Genomic DNA, 16911 nt, shown 5'->3' with positions numbered 1-16911 from the left:
GGCCGCCCGCTTCTTTGGCAGTGTCTTGCTTCCACGGGGGAGAAGCGAGCGGACGGCCCAGGGGAGACGGGTGGCCCAGGTGGAGTGGGGGCTGGGTCGGCTGTGGGGTGGGCGAGGTTGCGCGCAGGTGCCCTTGCCGCACTGTCCCCATCCAAGGAGGACCCCATGTACGTCGTGGTCCAGCACAAGATCTTGAACCTGGAGACCGCGCTTTCCCGCGGCCAGGCCCTTATCGACGGCACCGGAGCGCCTGAGGGCACCCGGGTGCTGCAGTGCTACCCGCACGTCGACGGATCCGCCGTTACGTGCCTCTGGGCGTCGGAGGTCGACGTCGGCGTCTGTCACCTGAAGGTGAGCGATGCGGGGAGTCCGTAGTTGTAGACGGTCGGCGAGCTCATGAGGGCGAGGGAGTCCGGATCAGTGTGACAACCTGTCTTCGGACTGCCTCGCTTCAAGTCATGCGTGGGGTTGTCGGGCTCGTGTCGTCAGAACTGTGACGCCACCCCGTGGCACTCCTCGTAAGCCAGCCCCGACCCACACCAGCACACCGCCCCCCGCTGCGGCGGCCAAGCCACAGCCCGCCCCCTCGCCGCCAGCGTCGTCGCGTACTGCGGCAGCAGCGTCGCGTCCTCCGGCGACGCGCCCTCCGAGGCCGCGAAGGCCTCGTACGACGGGACCGTCCCCGTCACGATCCCCAGGTTCGGGGTGCCGGACGTCGACAGCTCCCGCAGCGACCCCTCTATCGTCGCGAGGTGCTCCTCATGGGAGGGGTACTCCAGCGCCAGCGACGGGTACGCGGCCACCAGTTCCGTCAGTTCGTCCGCCGTCCAGTGCAGTACCGCCACCGGGAACGGGCGGGACAGGGCCTCGCGATAGGCGCCCAGTTCTGCCCGGAGCCGCGAGATTTCCGCCTCCAGTTCCGCCGGGTTGTCCGAGCCCAGGGACCAGACGCGCTTGGGGTCGTGGAGTTCGTCCAGGGAGATCGGCATGGAGTGGAGGGTGTCGGCCAGGGTGTCCCACTCGTCGTGGGCCACGCCCAGCATGCGCCTCACCCGGTGGCGGCCGATCAGCAGCGGGTGCGTGGAGTACGGGGGTTCCGGCACGTCCGTCAGGAGGAGGCGGGCTCCCTCGGTGAAGGTCTCCTGCGCCTGTTCCAGTTCGTCGTGGGACTCCAGGGCCTCCGCGACGATCACCCACGGCGCCGGGTCCCTCGGGGAGGCCGCGCGGACGCCCTCGATGATCGCCCTCGCCTCCGCCTCGTGGCCGTACTCCCAGAGGTTCGACGCCTTGAGGGCCCGTACCAGGTACGGGTTCTCCAAGGTGAGGGAGGACGACAGCAGGCGGTCGTAGAGCGCTGTCGCGGCGGGGCGGTCGCCGGCCAGTTCCAGGTGGGCCGCGGCCTGGAGGAGCAGGGCCTCGGCGTCCTCTGGGTAGAGGCCGGCGGTTCGCTCCAGGCGTGCCGCTTCGGCGGGGTGGTCGACGTTTTCGGCAGGCGTGTCGGGGCGCATGGGGGACACCGTACTGCCCATGGCTGACGGAGGAGAGAACAGAGGGGAGAAGAGGGTGCAGATATTGCCTGGTCGAAGACGTCACGGAGTCGAGGACGTCACGGAGTCGAGGACGTCACGGAGTCGAGGCCGTCGCGGAAGCGTCCGGTCGTTGGCCTCACGCCTTCGCCAGGCACAGCAGCACCAGGAACGGGACCGGGATCAGCGTCGCCATGGCCAGCCACCGGGCCGGGCGGTCGTCGTCGCGGGCGAGTGGGCGCAGTACGTCCACCGCCACCACGAGCGCCAGCAGCAGCGACCCCGTCAGCGCCAGGAGGAACATCACCGGGCCCGCGTGGTCGAGCGTGTGGAAGTCGCAGTTCCGCACGTCCGGCCGGGCCATGTCCTTGATGTCCCTGCAGTCCATGGGCAGGTACTTGGTCAGCAGCCAGTACGCCAGGTAGGAGGGGATGATCGCGGGCACCCCGAGGGCCAGGTTCGCCAGCGCGGGAGCCAGCAGGCCCTGTCGGTGCCCGGCTCGGCGCCCGTGCTCTCCCGCTCCCGCTCCTTCTCCCCCTCCCCCTCCCCCTCCCCCTCCCCCTCCCCCTCCCGCTCCTTCTCCTTCTCCTTCTCCTTCTGCCGCCGCTTCTACGACTGATTTCGTCACGTGGCACAGGACGTACCGGAATCACCTCCGGTTGCGTTCACGTGCGTGGTGTCAGATCACCACCCCGTCGATCTGCAGCGTCTGCACCGCCTTCGCCGCGAACGGCACCGCCACCGACTTTCCGCTCAGGAACGTGTTCGAGTACGACCGGTATTGGTCGCCGCCCGTCGTCACCGTGTTCCAGCGCGGGACGACGCCGCCCGAGCCGCCGGAGACCGTGGTGAAACGGGACAGGTCGAAGGTGAAGGTCTGGGCGGATGTGGAGGTGTTCACCGCCACGATCACCAGGCGGCGTGCCGACGCGTCGTACGCCGCCGCCGCGTAGCTCACGCCCGTGTCCAGGATGCGCATCCCTGGGCGGATGTGGCGGCTGAATTGGGCCATTACGTAGTACTTGGTCTGGATCGTCGTCGGCTGGAGGGTGTTCGCGTCGTACGCGATCAGCGCCCAGCCCGCCGTCGGGTCCATGACCTGCCAGTAGCACCAGGCCGTCGGGTGCAGCCAGCGGAAGTCGTAGCAGAGGTTGGAGGCCATGGTGAGGCCGGTGCCGTCGCCGTCGCCCGTCTCCGAGTTCCACAGCTTCTTGCCGGAGGTGGTGACCACGTCCGTGTAGAGGAGGTCGCGGCGGCCGCCCGAGCCCTGGTAGCCGTGCACGTTGACCTGGCTGACCAGGGCCTTGGTGGAGGAGTTGAAGGAGGACCACGTCGAGCGGGCCGTGTCGTAGTTCGTCTCGTCCGACGCCGAGATGCGGATTCCCGTCAGGCCGCGCTTGTCCAACTCGCTGCGCATGTACGGGAGTACGGCCGCCTGGACCGCCGGGTCCATGTGGCAGCCCTCCTGGGTGCCGGTGGCGGTCCACCAGGTGGAGGCCGGCTCGTTGAAGGGGTCGACCGTCGCGAAGTTCACGCCCCAGTTGTTCCTGGCGTAGAGGGCCGTGGCCGCCAGGTGGGAGGCGTGCTGGCGGTAGTTCCAGGTCTGGAGGTTGTTGCCGCCGCCCGCCGCGCCCGACGGGTTGTGGTTGCTGCACATCCACCACATGGGGGAGTTGGCGAAGAGTTCGGTCGTCGCGCCGCGCGCCGTCGCCTTCTGCAGCATCGCGCGCTGGTTCGCGTCCGCCGTCCAGTCCCAGGCCGAGGACGTGGGGTCCTCGTTGTTCCAGTCCTGCCAGAAGCCCTCGATCTGCTTGAAGCCGGGGATGTTCGGCGACGCGACCATCGATTCGCCGTTCACGCTGTTCCAGCTGCACGCGCCGAGGTTGTAGCGGGCGATGTTGAGGCCGAGGCCGGGCAGTGTCGTGCCGTTGTAGGTCACCGAGTTGGTGGTGAAGAAGAGGGCGGCGAAGTCGTTCCGGTTGCCGAAGACGTTGGCCCACCAGGCCAGGGAGGTGCCCCAGCCCTCCCAGGTGCCGTACGACGTGCCGGGGTTGACGGCGATGGTCGCGTCCGCGTGTGCGGTGCCCGTCGCCAGGGCGCTGCCGAGGAGTGCGCCGCCTGTCGCCGCCAGCAGAGTTCTGCGTCGGATCATGACTTCTCCGCTTCGCTCAACGGCCGGTCGTCGTCGAACCGGCGTCGTGGCCTGTCCCGTACATGCCGACAGGAAGCATCAGGTGTGGCGTATGAGGTTGTCGAGGGTTCCGACAGCCCTTTCTCAAACCTGTGGAGGAAGTGGGAGCGGAGGAAGTGGGAGGAAGTGTTCGGAGGGCCGGACAGGGGCGGTTCCGGGGCCGGACAGGGGCGGCTTCGGGTGCCGGACAGGGACGGCTTCGGGTGCCGGACAGGGGCGGTTCCGGCGGGCTGGGCGCGCACGGGTCTGGAGACCTCGCGCCCCCGCCCCTATCGTGCGGGCGGCCCGGTGGAGGAGGCTTGCGGATGGTGCGGGTTCGCGTCGTGCAGCACAGCGGGCTTCGGCGGCGTGCCCTGCGGCGGCGAGTGCTGTGGGGCGGCGGGGAGGTGCTCGCCACCGTCGGGGTGGTGCTTCTGCTGCTGGTCGTTCATCAGGTGTGGTGGACCAACCGGGAGGCCAGGGAGGGCGCCGAGCGGGAGGTCCGCGCGCTGGAGCGGACCTGGGACGAGGGAGGCGGTGACGCCCGTACGGCCGTACAAGCGGCGACCGCTACGCCCGAGCCCGGGGCCGAGCCCCAGCCCCGGTCCACCGAGCGAGCCGCCGGCTCCCGGCGACAGTCCGCGGCCGCCCCCTCCGCAGACTGGTCGCAGGCCTACGCCATCCTCACCATCCCCCGCCTCCACCTCCGCGTCCCCGTCGCCGAGGGCGTCAGCAAGAGCGGTGTGCTCGACAAGGGCTACGTCGGTCACTACCCCGGCACCCAACAGCCGGGCCAGGCGGGCAACTTCGCGCTCGCCGGGCACCGCAACACCCACGGCGAGCCCTTCCGGTACATCAACCGGCTCGCGCGCGGGGACACCGTCCGGGTCGAGACGCGGAGCGCGACGTACACGTACGCCGTCGACAGAACCCTGGCGCGGACCGCGGCCCACGACGGGAGCGTCATCGGACCGGTCCCGCGCTCCACGGTCAGGCCCGGCCACGGCTACACCGAACCCGGCTACTACCTCACGCTCACCACCTGCACGCCGGAGTACACGTCGAAGTACCGGCTGGTGGTGTGGGGCAAGCTCGTTTCCATGCGGCCCCGGTAGCCTCCATGCGGCCCGGTAGCCGCCGTGCCGCCCCGGTGGCCGCCGTGCCGCCCGGGTAACATCGTGAACCTCAGGTCGAGCGCCGTGCGCGATGAACGAGCCGTACGAGGGGAGGGGGCGCCGATGATGCGGAGTCGGGCGAGTCTGCGTCCCACCGCCGTGATGGTGCTGCTCTTCCTCGAGATCGCGCTGCTCGACACCGGCAGCCTCTCCGCGACCGTCGCGCTCGCCGCGACCGCCGCCGCGAGCTCCGCGTTCGCCGTCTGCTCGCTGCTCGCCTCGCGTGCCGCGCCCGCCGTGGCGCCCACCCGGGTGCGTACGGCCATCCGCGACCGGGCCCGCCGTACGGCCTTCCTGCCCCAACGCGATCCCGACGCCTCGGGCCGGCCACGGCCCAGGGCGCCTGGTCACGCCCTCCCGGCGACCTTCGCGTAGGGCACACACCGAAACTCGGGTACGTTCGCGCAAAGCGTGTGACCCCTCCCTGCAAAAGCGTGTGACCCCGCGCGTGTCGTCATGCCGCCATGCCGGAACTTCCCGTCCCGGCATCTCTCCTCATCTCTCCTCATCACTCCGGCACGACGAGACCCTCGGAGGGCTCACCCATGTCCGTTTTCGCCGACCTTGTTCAGCGGCTGGCCGATCTGCTCGCCCCGCTGTTCGGCGCCTCCGCGGCCGCCGCCGCGATCGTCCTGTTCACCGCGTTCGTACGACTGCTCGTGCATCCGCTGTCCCGGGCGGCCGCGCGCGGCCAGAAGGCGCGGGCCGAGCTGCAGCCGAAGATCGCCGAGCTGCGCAAGAAGCACGGCAAGAACCCCGAGAAGCTCCAGCGGGCCGTCATGGAACTGCACGCCGAGGAGAAGGTGTCGCCGCTGTCCGGGTGTCTGCCCAGCCTGTTCCAGTTGCCCGCGTTCTTCCTCCTCTACCACCTGTTCTCGAACACGACGATCGGCGGGCAGGCCAACGAACTGCTCACGCACCGGTTGCTCGACGCGCCCCTCGGCGACCGCTGGGCGGACGCGCTCGGTGACGGCGGTGCGTTCGGTGGCGCGGGGCTCGTGTACGTCGGGCTGTTCGTGGTCGTCGCCTGCGTCGCCGCGTTCAACTACCGCCGTACGAAGCGGATGATGGCCGCGAATCCGGCGGTACCGGTGGTCGACGGGGAGCCGGTGCCGGGGATGGGGGCCATGACCAAGGTCATGCCGTTCATGTCCTTCTTCACGCTCTTCACCGTGGCGGTGGTGCCGCTGGCCGCCGCCCTGTACGTGGTGACCAGCACGACGTGGAGCGCGGTCGAGCGGGCTGTGCTGTATCGCTGACGGCTCTGTTCGAGCACCATCGGCTGTGCTCCGGCGCTGAGTGGTACGGGTCCGGGCGCGCTCCTACGGTCCAGTACGTGAACCGGGTATTGCGGACTGGCCGTGGACCTTGGAGGATCGACCAGTCCTCCGATGGCTGCACACATCGGCGGGCGCCCCGCGATCGAGGGAGATTGTGATCATGAAGCTGCTGCGAGTCGGTACGGCGGGAGCGGAGACGCCTGCGCTGCTCGACACCGAGGGGGTCTTGCGGGACCTCTCCGGTGTTGTGCCGGACATCGATGGAGCGCTGCTCGCCGACGGTGCGGCGCTGGGGCGGATCCGTGCCGCCGCGGACGCCGGTGAGCTGCCCGCGCTGGACGCCACCGGGCTGCGGATCGGGCCGCCCCTCGCACGCATCGGCAAGATCGTGTGCATCGGGCTGAACTACCACGACCACGCCCGCGAGACCGGCGCCGAGCCGCCCGCCGAGCCGGTCATCTTCTTCAAGGCCGCGGACACGGTCGTCGGGCCGAACGACACGGTGCTCGTTCCTCGCGGCTCGGTGAAGACCGACTGGGAGGTCGAGCTCGCGGTCGTCATCGGGCGTACGGCTCGTTATGTGGACTCCGCCGAGGAGGCGCTCGCGCATGTCGCCGGGTACGCGGTGGCGCACGACGTGTCCGAGCGGGAGTTCCAGATCGAGCGGGGCGGGACCTGGGACAAGGGCAAGAACTGCGAGACGTTCAATCCGCTGGGGCCGTGGCTGGTGACGGCGGACGAGGTGCCGGATCCGCAGAACCTCGCGCTGAAGCTGTGGGTCAACGGTGAGCTGAAGCAGGACGGTACGACCGCGGAGCAGATCTTTCCGGTGGGGGAGGTCGTGCGGTACGTCAGTCAGTTCATGACGCTGTATCCCGGGGACGTGATCAACACGGGTACGCCGGCGGGGGTTGCGCTCGGGCAGCCTGAGCCCAAGCCGTTCCTGCGGGCCGGGGATGTTGTTGAGCTGGAGATCGCTGGACTTGGTCGTCAGCGACAGGAATTCAAAGACGCCTGAAGGGTGGGGGACTGCGCTTGTTCCGCGACCGCGGGTGGGTCGTGGTTGCTCGCGCAGTTCCCCGCGCCCCTAAAAGCAGGGCGTTGCCCTTAATGCTTGCTCAAGAAGGTCTCCAGCGCCTCCACCACGAACCTGTGGTCCTCCAGCTGCGGAAGCCCGCTCACCGTCACCGATCCGATGACCCCGACCCCCTCCACGTTGATCGGGAACGAGCCCCCGTGCGCCGCGTATGTGTCGGGGTCCAGGCGCGACGAGTCCTCGAACGTCGTGCCCTTGGCCCGGAAGCGGGCGCCGACGACGTACGAGGAGGTGGCGTAGCGCTCCACCACCCGGCGCTTGCGCTCGATCCAGGCGTCGTTGTCGGGGGTGGAGCCGGGGAGGGCGGCGTGGAAGAGCTGCTGGCCGGCGCGGTGGATGTCGATGGCGACCGGGGCCTGGCGCTCGCGGGCCATCTCGACCAGCAGCGAGCCGAGGGCCCAGGCGTCGTCGTGGGTGAACTGGCGGAAGACCAGCCGGCGTTCCTGGGCCTCCAGCTCCTCCAGGGGCGGGGTGAGCTCCGGGTGGAACTTCGGGGTGATCTCCGGGTTGTGAGTCTTGTGCGTCATCACAGCTTCACCGCCGATCCGTCATGTGCCGAACGGCGCGCCGCCTCCAGTACGTCGAGGGCGGCGGCGGCCTCCAGGGCCGTCACCGGGTTGGGGCCGCCGTCCAGCAGTGCCTTTGCCACGGCCGCATAGTAGGCGGGGTAGTCGCCGGGGAGGGTCGGTTCGGCGCGGCCGCCGCCCGTCAGGGGGGACTCTCCGGAGCCCACTCGGCCCCACATCGACTCGGGTTCCGTGCCCCAGTCGGCCGCCGCCGTACCCGGGCGCTGTCCCTCCCGCAGTGCCGCCTCCTGCGGGTCGAGGCCGTACTTGACGTAGCCCGCCTTCGAGCCCAGCACCCGGAAGCGGGGGCCGAGTTGGGCGGTCGTCGCCGAGACGTAGAGGTGGGAGCGGACGCCGCCGGCGTGGGTGAGGGCGATGAAGGTGTCGTCGTCCGTCTCGGCGCCGGGGCGGCGAGTGTCGGCCTCGGCGTACACCTGTGTGACGGGGCCGAAGAGGACCAGCGCCTGGTCGACGACATGGCTGCCGAGGTCGTACAGCAGACCTCCGATCTCTTCCGGGGCGCCGGACTCCCGCCAGCCGCCCTTGAGTTGCGGCCGCCAGCGTTCGAAGCGGGACTCGAAGCGCCATACGTCGCCCAGCTCGCCCTCGGCCAGGAGCCGGCGGAGCGTCAGGAAGTCGTTGTCCCAGCGGCGGTTCTGGAAGACGGAGAGGAGCAGGCCGCGCTCCTCGGCCAGCGCCGCCAGCTCGCGCGCCTCGGTCGCCGTGCCGGCGATCGGCTTGTCCACGACGACCGGGAGGCCCGCCTTCAGGGCGGCGGTGGCGAGCGGGACGTGCGTCTTGTTGGGGGACGCGATGACGACCAGGTCGAGGTCGGCGGCGCGGGCGAAGAGGTCCTCGGGGGTGGCGGCGAGGTGTGCGTCCGGGTGCTCGGCGCGGGCCTGCTTCTGCCGTTCGAGGTTGGACGTGACCACCGTGTCCAGGGTGAGCCCCTCGGTGGTGGCGATCAGCGGGGCGTGGAAGACGGAGCCTGCGAGGCCGTAGCCGATCAGGCCGACGCGGAGGGGAGCAGCAGTCATGCCTCCCACTTTCGCAACGCTGTTGCCAAAGTGCAAGCGCGGGGGAGAATGGCCGGGTGGATGGTGTGGACGGTGGTGTGAGCAGGGCGAAGGGCCGTGGTGGCGATGGGGTGACGGGTGCCGTGGCCGGTGCCGTGGCCGGTGCCGTGACCGGTGGTGCGGACGGCAGTGTCGCGGGTGGTGCCGGCGGAAGCGTCGCGGTTGGTGCCGGCAGCGGTGTCGCGGTTGGTGCCGGCAGCGGTGTCGGGGGCGGTGCCGGTGGGGGTGTGAATCTGGGTGCCCTGCGCAGTCACAACACCGCGCTCGTGCTCGACCTGCTGCGCACCGCCGGTCCCGAGGGCATCAGTCGGCTCGAACTCGCCGAGCGCACCGGTCTCACCCCGCAGGCGGTCAGCAAGATCACCGCGCGGCTGCGCGAGGACGGCCTGGTGGCGGAGGCTGGGCGGCGGGCGTCGACCGGGGGCAAGCCGCGTACCGTGCTGCGGCTGGTGCCGGAGGCCGGGCATGCGGTGGGGGTACATCTGGACCGGGACGAGCTGACGGCCGTGCTCTGCGATCTGACGGGTGCCGTGGTGGCCCTGCGCAGGACTCCGCTGGATCTCGGGGCCGGTGCGCAGACGGTCGTCGAGCGGGCTGTGCGTGAGGTGGGGGAGCTGGTGGCCGGGGGCGGTCGAGGTGGCCGGCGAGATCGGCCCGGGGCCTTGCTCGGCGTCGGCGTGGCGCTGCCCGGCCCGCTCGACCATCGGCGCGGGGTACTGCACCGGGTCACCGGATTCCCGGAGTGGAACGGTTTCCCGCTGCGGGACGTGCTCGCGCGGCGGCTCTCGCTGCCGGTCGTCGTCGACAAGGACACCAACGCCGCCGCCCTCGGACTCGCGGTCGGGGGAGCGGTCGCGCCCGTCTCGTCCTTCGCGTACCTGCACTTCGGGGCGGGGCTCGGCGGGGGGCTCGTGATCGGGGGAGCGGTGCACCGGGGGACCCGTACGGGCGCGGGAGAGTTCGGGCACCAGGTCGTCCAGCTGGACGGTCCGCCCTGCGGGTGCGGCAACCGTGGCTGTGTCGAGGCGCTGTGCCTGGCCGCCGTGGCGCGGGGCGACCTGGCGGAGGCGGCCCGGGTGCTCGGCACCGCGGCCGGCAACCTGGTCGCGCTGCTCGACGTCGATCTGGTGCTGCTGGGCGGCCGTACGGTCGCCGCGGCCCCGGACACCTTCGTACGCGGGGTCGCCGCCGTCCTCGAGGAACGTGCCCGGCGCGCGGGCGGGGACGCGGTGCCGGTGCGGGTTGCCTCCGGCGGGGGACCGGGGGAGTGCGGGAAGCGTGGCGAGCAGGGGGAGTACGGGGTTGCCGAAGGGGCGGCCCAGCTGCTGCTGGCGCCGCTGTTCGGGCGGGCCGAGGCGTGAGGGGTGGGTCGGCGCGTAGAGGGTGGGCCGGCGCGTGACAGATGTGCCGGGCCAGGGGAGGTGGGTCGGCGCGTTGAGGGGTGGGCCCGCGCAATGAGTGGCGGACCCGCGGCGTGACAGGTGGGGCCCCACGCGACAGGCGGCCCCCCCCGCGTGAGAGGCGCCCCCCGCCGTGGCAGCCGGCCCCACGCGACAGGCGCCCCCGCCCGCGAGCGTGCTCCGGGTGGGCTGCCCGGCGTCCGCTGATCGAGGGGACTTGCGGCGCCGTACGGAATGGCGTCCTGAGGAAGCCGTAGCCACCCGGCATGGTCATGTGATTATGCGACCGCATTCACCTGCCGCCCTCTGCCTCGCAGCAGCCGCCCTCCTCGCCGCAGCGCCCCCGGTGCGTGCGGAACCCCCGGCGGAGCTGCCCAGCTGCGCCACCGGCGACCGGGACTTCCCCCTCGCCACCCGTCTCCACGGCGGCCCCGACTCCTACGTGGCCGGTGGCGGCTTCGGCACCTGGTACCTGGAGCTCACCAATACGACCGGGCGGACCTGCACCGGCATCCACCCCGTGGTCGTCCTCGTCGATTCCGAACGCACCCTCAAGCCGTCCCAGCCCCGCCTGGAGTTCTACGGCGCCCGGAACGACACCCGTCCCCACGCGGTCCGCTTCGAGACCACCGACCAGCACGAACTCGTCGGTGCCTTCGGCGCCATCGACGGTTTCCCCGGCTTCACCGTCGGCCCCCGCGGGACCGTCACCGTGAAGGTACGGCTCGCCATCACCTCGGACGCCGTACCGAACGAGGTCATCGCCAACGCGGCCGTCGTCCAGCGCCACGAAGGCGACGGCGACTGGGTCGGCCAGTCCAACGACTACCGCTTCACCATCGACGCCGACCCCTCCGGCACGGCAGCCCCGAACGCCCCCGCCGACCAGAACGCCACGGCGGACCCGAACGCCTCGCCCGGCACCGACACCGCCCGCAACCACCTCACCCTCGCCGACGAACTCGCCCGCACCGGCCTCACCTCGACCCCCGGCGCCGCCCTCGCCGCCACCATCTCCCTCCTCCTGATCGGCGCGGGGTTCCTGCTCGCCCGGCGGCGTCGCTGAGGCGGGGCTGTCGGGACAGTCATCGGTAGGCGCCGCCACACCCCCAGCCCCGTCTGCGACGATCCCTGCGTGGACTACCCGAACGACCAGGCCCCCGGCGCCCCCGTGCGCCACGGCATCCCCGAGCACGGCCGTATCCCCAAGTACTACGCGGTGAAGGCCCGGCTCGACGGCCTCATCGGTGAACTCGGCGAGGGTGACGCGCTCCCCACCGAACGGGACCTCTCCGAGCAGTACGAGGTCGCCCGCGAGACCGTCCGGCAGGCGATCCGCGAGCTGGTGCTGGAGGGCAAGCTACGGCGGCAGGGGCGGGGCACGGTCGTGGCCGGGCCCAAGCTCGAACAGCCCCTCTCCCTCGCCAGCTACACCGAGGGCGTACGCCGCCAGGGGCGCACGCCCGGCCGTAACCTCGTCACCCTCGACCGCTTCCCCTGCCCCGCCGCCCTCGCCGCCGAGACCGGCCTCGAACGCGGCGAGCCCGTCTGGCACATGGAGCGCGTCCTGCTCGCCGACGACGAGCGGGTCGGCCTGGAGAGCACGTACGTCGCCGTGACCAGGGTGCCGCGCCTGGACGCCGACTTCGAACCCGACTCCTCCTTCTACGCCTACCTGCACGGTCAGGGCATCACCTTCGGCGACGCGGACGAGCGCATCGAGACCGTCCTCGCCACCCCGCGCGAGGCCCTCCTCATCGGCACCCCGCCGGCCCTCCCGATGCTGCTGATCCACCGGGTGTCGAGGGACTCGGAGGGGGTTCCGCTGGAGCGCGTGCGGTCCCTCTACCGCGGGGACAGGTTCTCGTTCACCACGCATCTGGGCGGCTGAAAAGTCCAGAAATGCACCCACTTTGTGCCTGCTCGTGCATCACGAACAGATAACGGGTCTAGCCCAAACGTGATGGCCAGTTCACGCTCTCGTTGGCAGTCGGACCTTTCCGGTTCCCCGATCCCGAGGAGCGTGGCCGTCGTGAGAGTGATAGTCGTCGGAGCCGGCGTGGTGGGCACCATGCACGCCTGGCAGGCAGTGGAACGCGGCCACGAGGTCGTACAGATCGAGCGCGAGACGGAGGCTCGCGGCGCCTCGCTGCGCAACTTCGGCCAGATCTGGGTGAGTGGCCGGGCCGGTGGTGAGGAACTTCAGGCCGCGCTGCGGGCGCGGCAGCTGTGGGAGGAGATCGGGGCCCGCGTGCCGGGTCTCGGCTTCCGGGCGAACGGCTCCCTCACCCCCGTGCGCGGCGACCTCGAACTCGCAGTCGCCGAGACCGCGCTGGCCCGGGAGGATGCCGCAGCCCGCGGCCACAAACTGCTGACCCGCGACGAGGCGCGTGCCCTGAACCCCGCCCTGCGCGGCGAGTTCACCGCCGCCCTGTACTGCGAGCGCGACGCGGCCGTCGAGCCGCGCACCGCACAGCTCGCCCTGCGCGAGGAGCTCCTGAAGTCCCCGAACTACACCTTCCAGCCCGGCCGCGAGGTCCGCGAGGTCATCGGCCGCAGCGCCGTCCGCGACGACCACGGCGACGTGCACAGCGGGGACGTCGTCGTCCTGTGCACCGGCGCCTGGCTCGGCGGCCTGGTCCGCGAGCTGGCCGGGCCCGAACTCCCCGTCCGCCGCGTACGCCTCCAGATGATGCAGACCGACCCGCTCGGCGAACCGCTCACCACGTCGGTCGCCGACGCGGACAGCTTCCGCTACTACCCGGCGTACGCCTCCGCCGCCCTGGACGAGCTCAACGCCGGTCAGCCGCAGTCCGAGACCGCGGCGGCGCACCGCATGCAACTGCTCATGGTGCAGCGCGCCGACGGCGGCCTGACCATCGGCGACACCCACGAGTACGAGCACCCCTTCGCCTTCGACACCGCCGAGGGCCCCTACGACCACCTCACCGAGGTCGTCGAGTCGCTCCTCGGCCGCCCGCTGCCGAAGATCAGGCGCCGCTGGGCGGGGGTGTACGCGCAGTGCGCCGACCCGGGACGGGTCGTGCACCGCCAGCAGGTGCGCGACGGGGTGTGGCTGGTCACCGGGCCCGGCGGGCGCGGCATGACCTGCTCGCCCGCGATAGCCGAGACGACCGCGAACGAACTGGGCTGGTGAGGAAAATGACGAGCAGTCAGCAGGGCAGTCCCCATCCGCAGGAATGTCCCGGTCAGCAGAACAAACCGCCGTCGAGGCTGGTCGTGCTCGACATGGCCGGTACGACCGTCGCCGACGGCGGCCTCGTCGAGAGCGCCTTCGCGGCGGCCGCACGCCACCTCGGCGCCGACCCCGACTCGATGCTGGACTACGTCCGAGCCACCATGGGCGAGTCCAAGATCTCCGTCTTCCGTCAGCTGTTCGGGGAGGAGGCGAGGGCCCAGGAGGCCAACAAGGCCTTCGAGGCGGCGTACGCCGAACTCGTCGACGGCGGCCGGGTCGCGGCCCTGCCCGGCGCGCGCGAGACCATCGAGGAACTGACCTCCCAAGGCCGTACGGTCGTGCTGACCACCGGCTTCGCCCGCCCCACCCAGGACGCGATCCTGGCCGCGCTCGGCTGGCGCGACCTGGTGCCCCTCACCCTGTGCCCCGCCGACGCCGGGGGCCGGGGGCGGCCGTACCCGGACATGGTCCTCACCGCCCTACTGCGTACGGCGGCCGCCGACGACGTCCGGGAGATCGTCGTCGTGGGCGACACCTCGTACGACATGCTCAGCGGGGTCCGCGCGGGCGCGGGCGTCGTCGCCGGCGTCCTGACCGGCGCGCACGACGCGGACGCGCTGCGGGCGGCCGGCGCGACCCATGTCCTTGGCTCCGTCGCGGAGTTGCCCGGAGTGCTCGCATGAGTGGTGGCATCCGCTTCGACTCCGTCACCGTCGCCCACGACGGCAACGTCGTCCTCGACGCCCTCGACCTCACCGTCGAACCCGGCGAAGTCATGGCGCTGCTCGGGCCGTCGGGCTCCGGCAAGACCACCGCGCTGCGGGCGGTCGCCGGGTTCGCGCGGCCCGTCTCCGGGCGGGTGTTCCTCGGCGGGCTGGATGTGACGGACCTGCCGCCGTACCGGCGGGGCATCGGGATGGTCGTCCAGCAGTACGCCCTGTTCCCGCACATGCGGGTCGAGGAGAACGTCGCCTTCGGGCTGAAGGCGCAGCGGGCGGACCGGGCGCGAAAGGCCCCCAAGGTCTCCAGGACCGAGATCCGCACGCGGGTCGCCGAGGCCCTGGAGATGACCGGCATGGCCGGCTACGCCCGCCGCTATCCGCGCGAGCTGTCCGGCGGCCAGCAGCAGCGCGTCGCCATCGCCCGTGCGCTCGCCATCCGCCCCGGCGTCCTCCTCCTCGACGAACCGCTCTCCGCCCTCGACGCCCGGCTCCGTTCCGGCATGCTCGCGGAACTCGCTCGACTGCACCGCGAGTTGCCCGACATGACGATCCTCTACGTCACCCACGACCAGGTCGAGGCGCTCACCCTCGCCGACCGCGTCGCGGTGATGGACAGCGCCCGGCTCCAGGCCTGCGGGACGCCGAGGGAGTTGTACCGGTCCCCGGCCGACGAGTTCACGGCGTCCTTCGTCGGCAACGCCAACCTGCTGCCGGTGACGGTCGGTTCCGGTGGCGGTGTGGCCTTCGGGGGCGGCGAGATCAAGGTGGACACGGAGGGCGCGGCACCGGGCGCGAAGGCCACGCTGTGCGTACGGCCCCACCTCGTCGGCCTCGGCGACGGGCCCAACCGGCTCTCCGGGACCGTACGGGAGATCCAGTGGCGCGGCGCCACACACCGGCTGTACGTCGAGGTCGACGGCCACCGGGTCATCGCCGACCTGCGGGAACTGAAGGCGCCGCCCGCTCACGGCGACGAGGTGACCCTGCACTTCGCCCCCGAGGACGCCGTGCTGCTGACCGCCGGAGTCACCCATGACTAGAGGCACGACCAGCAGGCTGCTGTGGGCCTGCCCGCCCGTCGCCCTCCTCGCGCTCGTCTTCCTCTACCCGCTCGCCCTCGTCGTCCAGCAGTCCCTCCAGCCCGACACCGGCGGCACGTCCCTGAAGCCCTACGCCGACGTCTTCGCCTCCGACGCCTTCCGCGACGCGTTGTGGACCACCGTCTGGCTGGCGGCCGGATCGACCGCCGGATGCCTGGTCCTCGGGTTCGTGATCGCGCTGGTCATCGCCTTCGTGCCGTTCCCCGGAGCACGCGCGGTGGCCCGCTTCATCGACGTCTTCCTGTCCTTCCCGTCCTTCCTGATCACACTGGCCCTCCTCTTCATCTACGGCTCGGTCGGCATGGCCAACGGCCTGTGGACCGACGTCACCGGAGCCCCGGACGGCCCGTTCCAGTTCCTCACCACCCCGTGGGGAGTGCTCCTCGCGGAGATCACCTACTTCACGCCCTTCGTCGTACGACCGCTGCTCGCGGCCTTCTCCCAGCTGGACACCGCCCAGCTGGAGGCGGCCGGTTCGCTCGGCGCGCGCCCTGCGCGCATCGTCCGCCGGGTGATCCTCCCCGAGGCGCTGCCGGCCCTCGCGGCGGGCGGCAGCCTCGTGCTGGTCCTGTGTCTCAACGAGTTCGGGATCGTCCTGTTCACCGGCGCGAAAGGAGTCACGACTCTGCCGATGCTCGTCTACAGCAAGGCGATCCTGGAGTCCGACTACCCGGGCGCGTGCGTGGTCGCCGTCGTCAACGTCCTGATCTCCGTGGGGCTTTACGGCCTCTACCGGGTGGTGAGCCGACGTGCTGGTGCATAGCCGCGGGGCGCGGTGGGCCGTATGGCTGCTGTTCTTCGTTCTGTTCCTGCCGCTGTTCGCGCTGCCGCTCCTCGTCGTCCTCGGCGCGTCCCTCGCCACCACCTGGTCCAGCGTGCTGCCGTCCGGCTTCACGACCGGCCACTACGGCGCCGCCACCCGCGGCGAGGCCCTCCAGGCCCTCACCACCAGCCTCCTCACGGCCGCGGCCGCGAGCCTGCTCGCCCTGGCGGCCGGGACCTGGGCCGCCCTCGCGGCGGCCGGGCTGAAGCGGCGGTATCGCCGGGTGCTCGACGCGCTCTTCGTCCTCCCGGTCGCCGTCCCCTCCGTGGTCGTCGGCCTCGCGATCCTCGTCGCCTTCTCCCAACCGCCGTTCCTGCTCAACGGCACCCGGGAGATCGTGATCCTCGCCCACGCCGTCCTGGTCACCGCCTTCGCCCACCAGTCCGTGTCCGCCGCCCTCGCCCGCCTCGACCCGGCCTGCGAACAGGCCGCCGCCTCCCTCGGCGCCCGGCCCGCCTACGTCCTGTGGCGGGTCAGGCTTCCGCTCCTCCTGCCCTCGCTCACCGCCGCCGCCGGCCTCTGCTTCGCCCTGTCCATGGGCGAGTTGAGCGCCACGATGATGCTCTACCCGCCCGACTGGACCCCGCTGCCCGTCCTGATCTACGCGGCCACCGACCGCGGCGCCCTCTTCGCCGGCTCCGCCCTCGCGGTGGTCCTCATGGCGGCGACGCTGATCGCGCTGTTCGTCGTGTCCCGCCTGCGCACCAGAGCCTCGTACCGCTGATCCCGCAAGCCGAAGCCCACGTCGCCAGAGACCCTCAGCCCGCAAGGAGTTCAC

The 16911-nt window shown here is 71.5% G+C and carries 19 protein-coding genes; 14 read left to right on the top strand and 5 right to left on the bottom strand.

All coding sequences use genetic code 11. The features are described 5' to 3' along the window. The first annotated feature begins 165 nt into the window (after positions 1-165). A complete protein-coding gene (locus ACIBAG_RS21765) occupies positions 166-375 on the top strand; it encodes a hypothetical protein (protein WP_399107156.1) in 210 nt (69 codons plus the stop codon). Between the two features lie 110 nt (positions 376-485). Here ACIBAG_RS21765 and ACIBAG_RS21760 read toward each other — a convergent pair whose 3' ends face one another. Further along, positions 486-1508 carry an SEC-C metal-binding domain-containing protein gene (locus tag ACIBAG_RS21760; RefSeq protein ID WP_399107155.1) on the bottom strand — a complete coding sequence of 341 codons (1023 nt, stop codon included), beginning with the start codon at positions 1506-1508 and terminating at the stop codon, positions 486-488. Positions 1509-1665: 157 nt separating this feature from the next. Continuing rightward, the gene (locus tag ACIBAG_RS21755; protein ID WP_399107154.1) at positions 1666-1971 is read right to left on the bottom strand and encodes a hypothetical protein; all 306 of its coding nucleotides are present in this window, start codon (positions 1969-1971) and stop codon (positions 1666-1668) included. 45 nt (positions 1972-2016) lie between these two features. On the opposite strand from ACIBAG_RS21755, the gene ACIBAG_RS21750 reads away from it, so the two are divergent. Next, positions 2017-2145, top strand: coding sequence for a hypothetical protein (locus ACIBAG_RS21750; protein WP_399107153.1), 129 nt, complete (start codon positions 2017-2019; stop codon positions 2143-2145). A gap of 60 nt (positions 2146-2205) precedes the next feature. Here the strand turns inward: ACIBAG_RS21750 and ACIBAG_RS21745 are convergent, their stop codons facing one another. After that, positions 2206-3678: a glycoside hydrolase gene (locus tag ACIBAG_RS21745; protein ID WP_399107152.1), complete on the bottom strand. Its 1473-nt coding sequence runs from the start codon at positions 3676-3678 to the stop codon at positions 2206-2208. Positions 3679-4022: 344 nt separating this feature from the next. Here ACIBAG_RS21745 and ACIBAG_RS21740 point away from each other — a divergent pair, with 344 nt between their 5' ends. The 4 genes from ACIBAG_RS21740 to ACIBAG_RS21725 all read left to right on the top strand — a co-directional run bounded on the left by ACIBAG_RS21740 (position 4023) and on the right by ACIBAG_RS21725 (position 7169). After that, positions 4023-4811 carry a class E sortase gene (locus ACIBAG_RS21740; RefSeq protein ID WP_399107151.1) on the top strand — a complete coding sequence of 263 codons (789 nt, stop codon included), beginning with the start codon at positions 4023-4025 and terminating at the stop codon, positions 4809-4811. A 123-nt stretch (positions 4812-4934) separates the two neighbouring features. Next, positions 4935-5246 (top strand): DUF6412 domain-containing protein, encoded by a 312-nt coding sequence (locus ACIBAG_RS21735; protein ID WP_399107150.1) that lies wholly within the window; start codon positions 4935-4937, stop codon positions 5244-5246. 170 nt (positions 5247-5416) lie between these two features. Next, a complete protein-coding gene (locus tag ACIBAG_RS21730; RefSeq protein ID WP_399107149.1) occupies positions 5417-6130 on the top strand; it encodes a YidC/Oxa1 family membrane protein insertase in 714 nt (237 codons plus the stop codon). Positions 6131-6311: 181 nt separating this feature from the next. After that, on the top strand, positions 6312-7169 hold the full coding sequence (locus tag ACIBAG_RS21725) for a fumarylacetoacetate hydrolase family protein (RefSeq protein ID WP_399107148.1): 858 nt from the start codon (positions 6312-6314) through the stop codon (positions 7167-7169). Positions 7170-7258: 89 nt separating this feature from the next. Here the strand turns inward: ACIBAG_RS21725 and ACIBAG_RS21720 are convergent, their stop codons facing one another. Beyond that, positions 7259-7774, bottom strand: a complete 516-nt coding sequence (locus ACIBAG_RS21720; RefSeq protein ID WP_399107147.1) for a heme-degrading domain-containing protein — start codon at positions 7772-7774, stop codon at positions 7259-7261. Then, complete coding sequence (locus tag ACIBAG_RS21715) at positions 7774-8850, bottom strand: Gfo/Idh/MocA family oxidoreductase (protein WP_399107146.1); 1077 nt, start codon at positions 8848-8850, stop codon at positions 7774-7776. The genes ACIBAG_RS21720 and ACIBAG_RS21715 overlap by 1 nt, the downstream gene beginning before the upstream one ends. A 266-nt stretch (positions 8851-9116) precedes the next feature. Here ACIBAG_RS21715 and ACIBAG_RS21710 point away from each other — a divergent pair, with 266 nt between their 5' ends. The 8 genes from ACIBAG_RS21710 (at position 9117) to ACIBAG_RS21675 (ending at position 16857) form a co-directional block, all read left to right on the top strand. Further along, a complete protein-coding gene (locus tag ACIBAG_RS21710; protein WP_399107364.1) occupies positions 9117-10250 on the top strand; it encodes an ROK family protein in 1134 nt (377 codons plus the stop codon). A 313-nt stretch (positions 10251-10563) separates the two neighbouring features. Further along, positions 10564-11355, top strand: coding sequence for a hypothetical protein (locus ACIBAG_RS21705; protein ID WP_399107145.1), 792 nt, complete (start codon positions 10564-10566; stop codon positions 11353-11355). A gap of 69 nt (positions 11356-11424) precedes the next feature. Next, positions 11425-12180 (top strand): GntR family transcriptional regulator, encoded by a 756-nt coding sequence (locus tag ACIBAG_RS21700; protein WP_399107144.1) that lies wholly within the window; start codon positions 11425-11427, stop codon positions 12178-12180. Positions 12181-12321: 141 nt separating this feature from the next. Next, positions 12322-13446, top strand: a complete 1125-nt coding sequence (locus tag ACIBAG_RS21695) for a TIGR03364 family FAD-dependent oxidoreductase (protein WP_399107143.1) — start codon at positions 12322-12324, stop codon at positions 13444-13446. 5 nt (positions 13447-13451) lie between these two features. Continuing rightward, a complete protein-coding gene (locus tag ACIBAG_RS21690; protein WP_399107142.1) occupies positions 13452-14171 on the top strand; it encodes a phosphonatase-like hydrolase in 720 nt (239 codons plus the stop codon). Continuing rightward, a complete protein-coding gene (locus tag ACIBAG_RS21685) occupies positions 14168-15250 on the top strand; it encodes an ABC transporter ATP-binding protein (RefSeq protein ID WP_399107141.1) in 1083 nt (360 codons plus the stop codon). The genes ACIBAG_RS21690 and ACIBAG_RS21685 overlap by 4 nt, the downstream gene beginning before the upstream one ends. After that, on the top strand, positions 15243-16073 hold the full coding sequence (locus ACIBAG_RS21680; protein ID WP_399107140.1) for a 2-aminoethylphosphonate ABC transporter permease subunit: 831 nt from the start codon (positions 15243-15245) through the stop codon (positions 16071-16073). The genes ACIBAG_RS21685 and ACIBAG_RS21680 overlap by 8 nt, the downstream gene beginning before the upstream one ends. Beyond that, the gene (locus ACIBAG_RS21675; RefSeq protein ID WP_399107139.1) at positions 16060-16857 is read left to right on the top strand and encodes an ABC transporter permease; all 798 of its coding nucleotides are present in this window, start codon (positions 16060-16062) and stop codon (positions 16855-16857) included. Before ACIBAG_RS21680 ends, ACIBAG_RS21675 begins: the two co-directional genes overlap by 14 nt. The last annotated feature ends 54 nt before the right edge of the window (positions 16858-16911 follow it).

This window comes from Streptomyces sp. NPDC051243 (assembly GCF_044455405.1).
Lineage (GTDB): Bacteria > Actinomycetota > Actinomycetes > Streptomycetales > Streptomycetaceae > Streptomyces.
The sequence above is the reverse complement of the archived record's forward strand: the minus strand, read 5'-3'. Positions and strand labels throughout refer to the sequence as shown.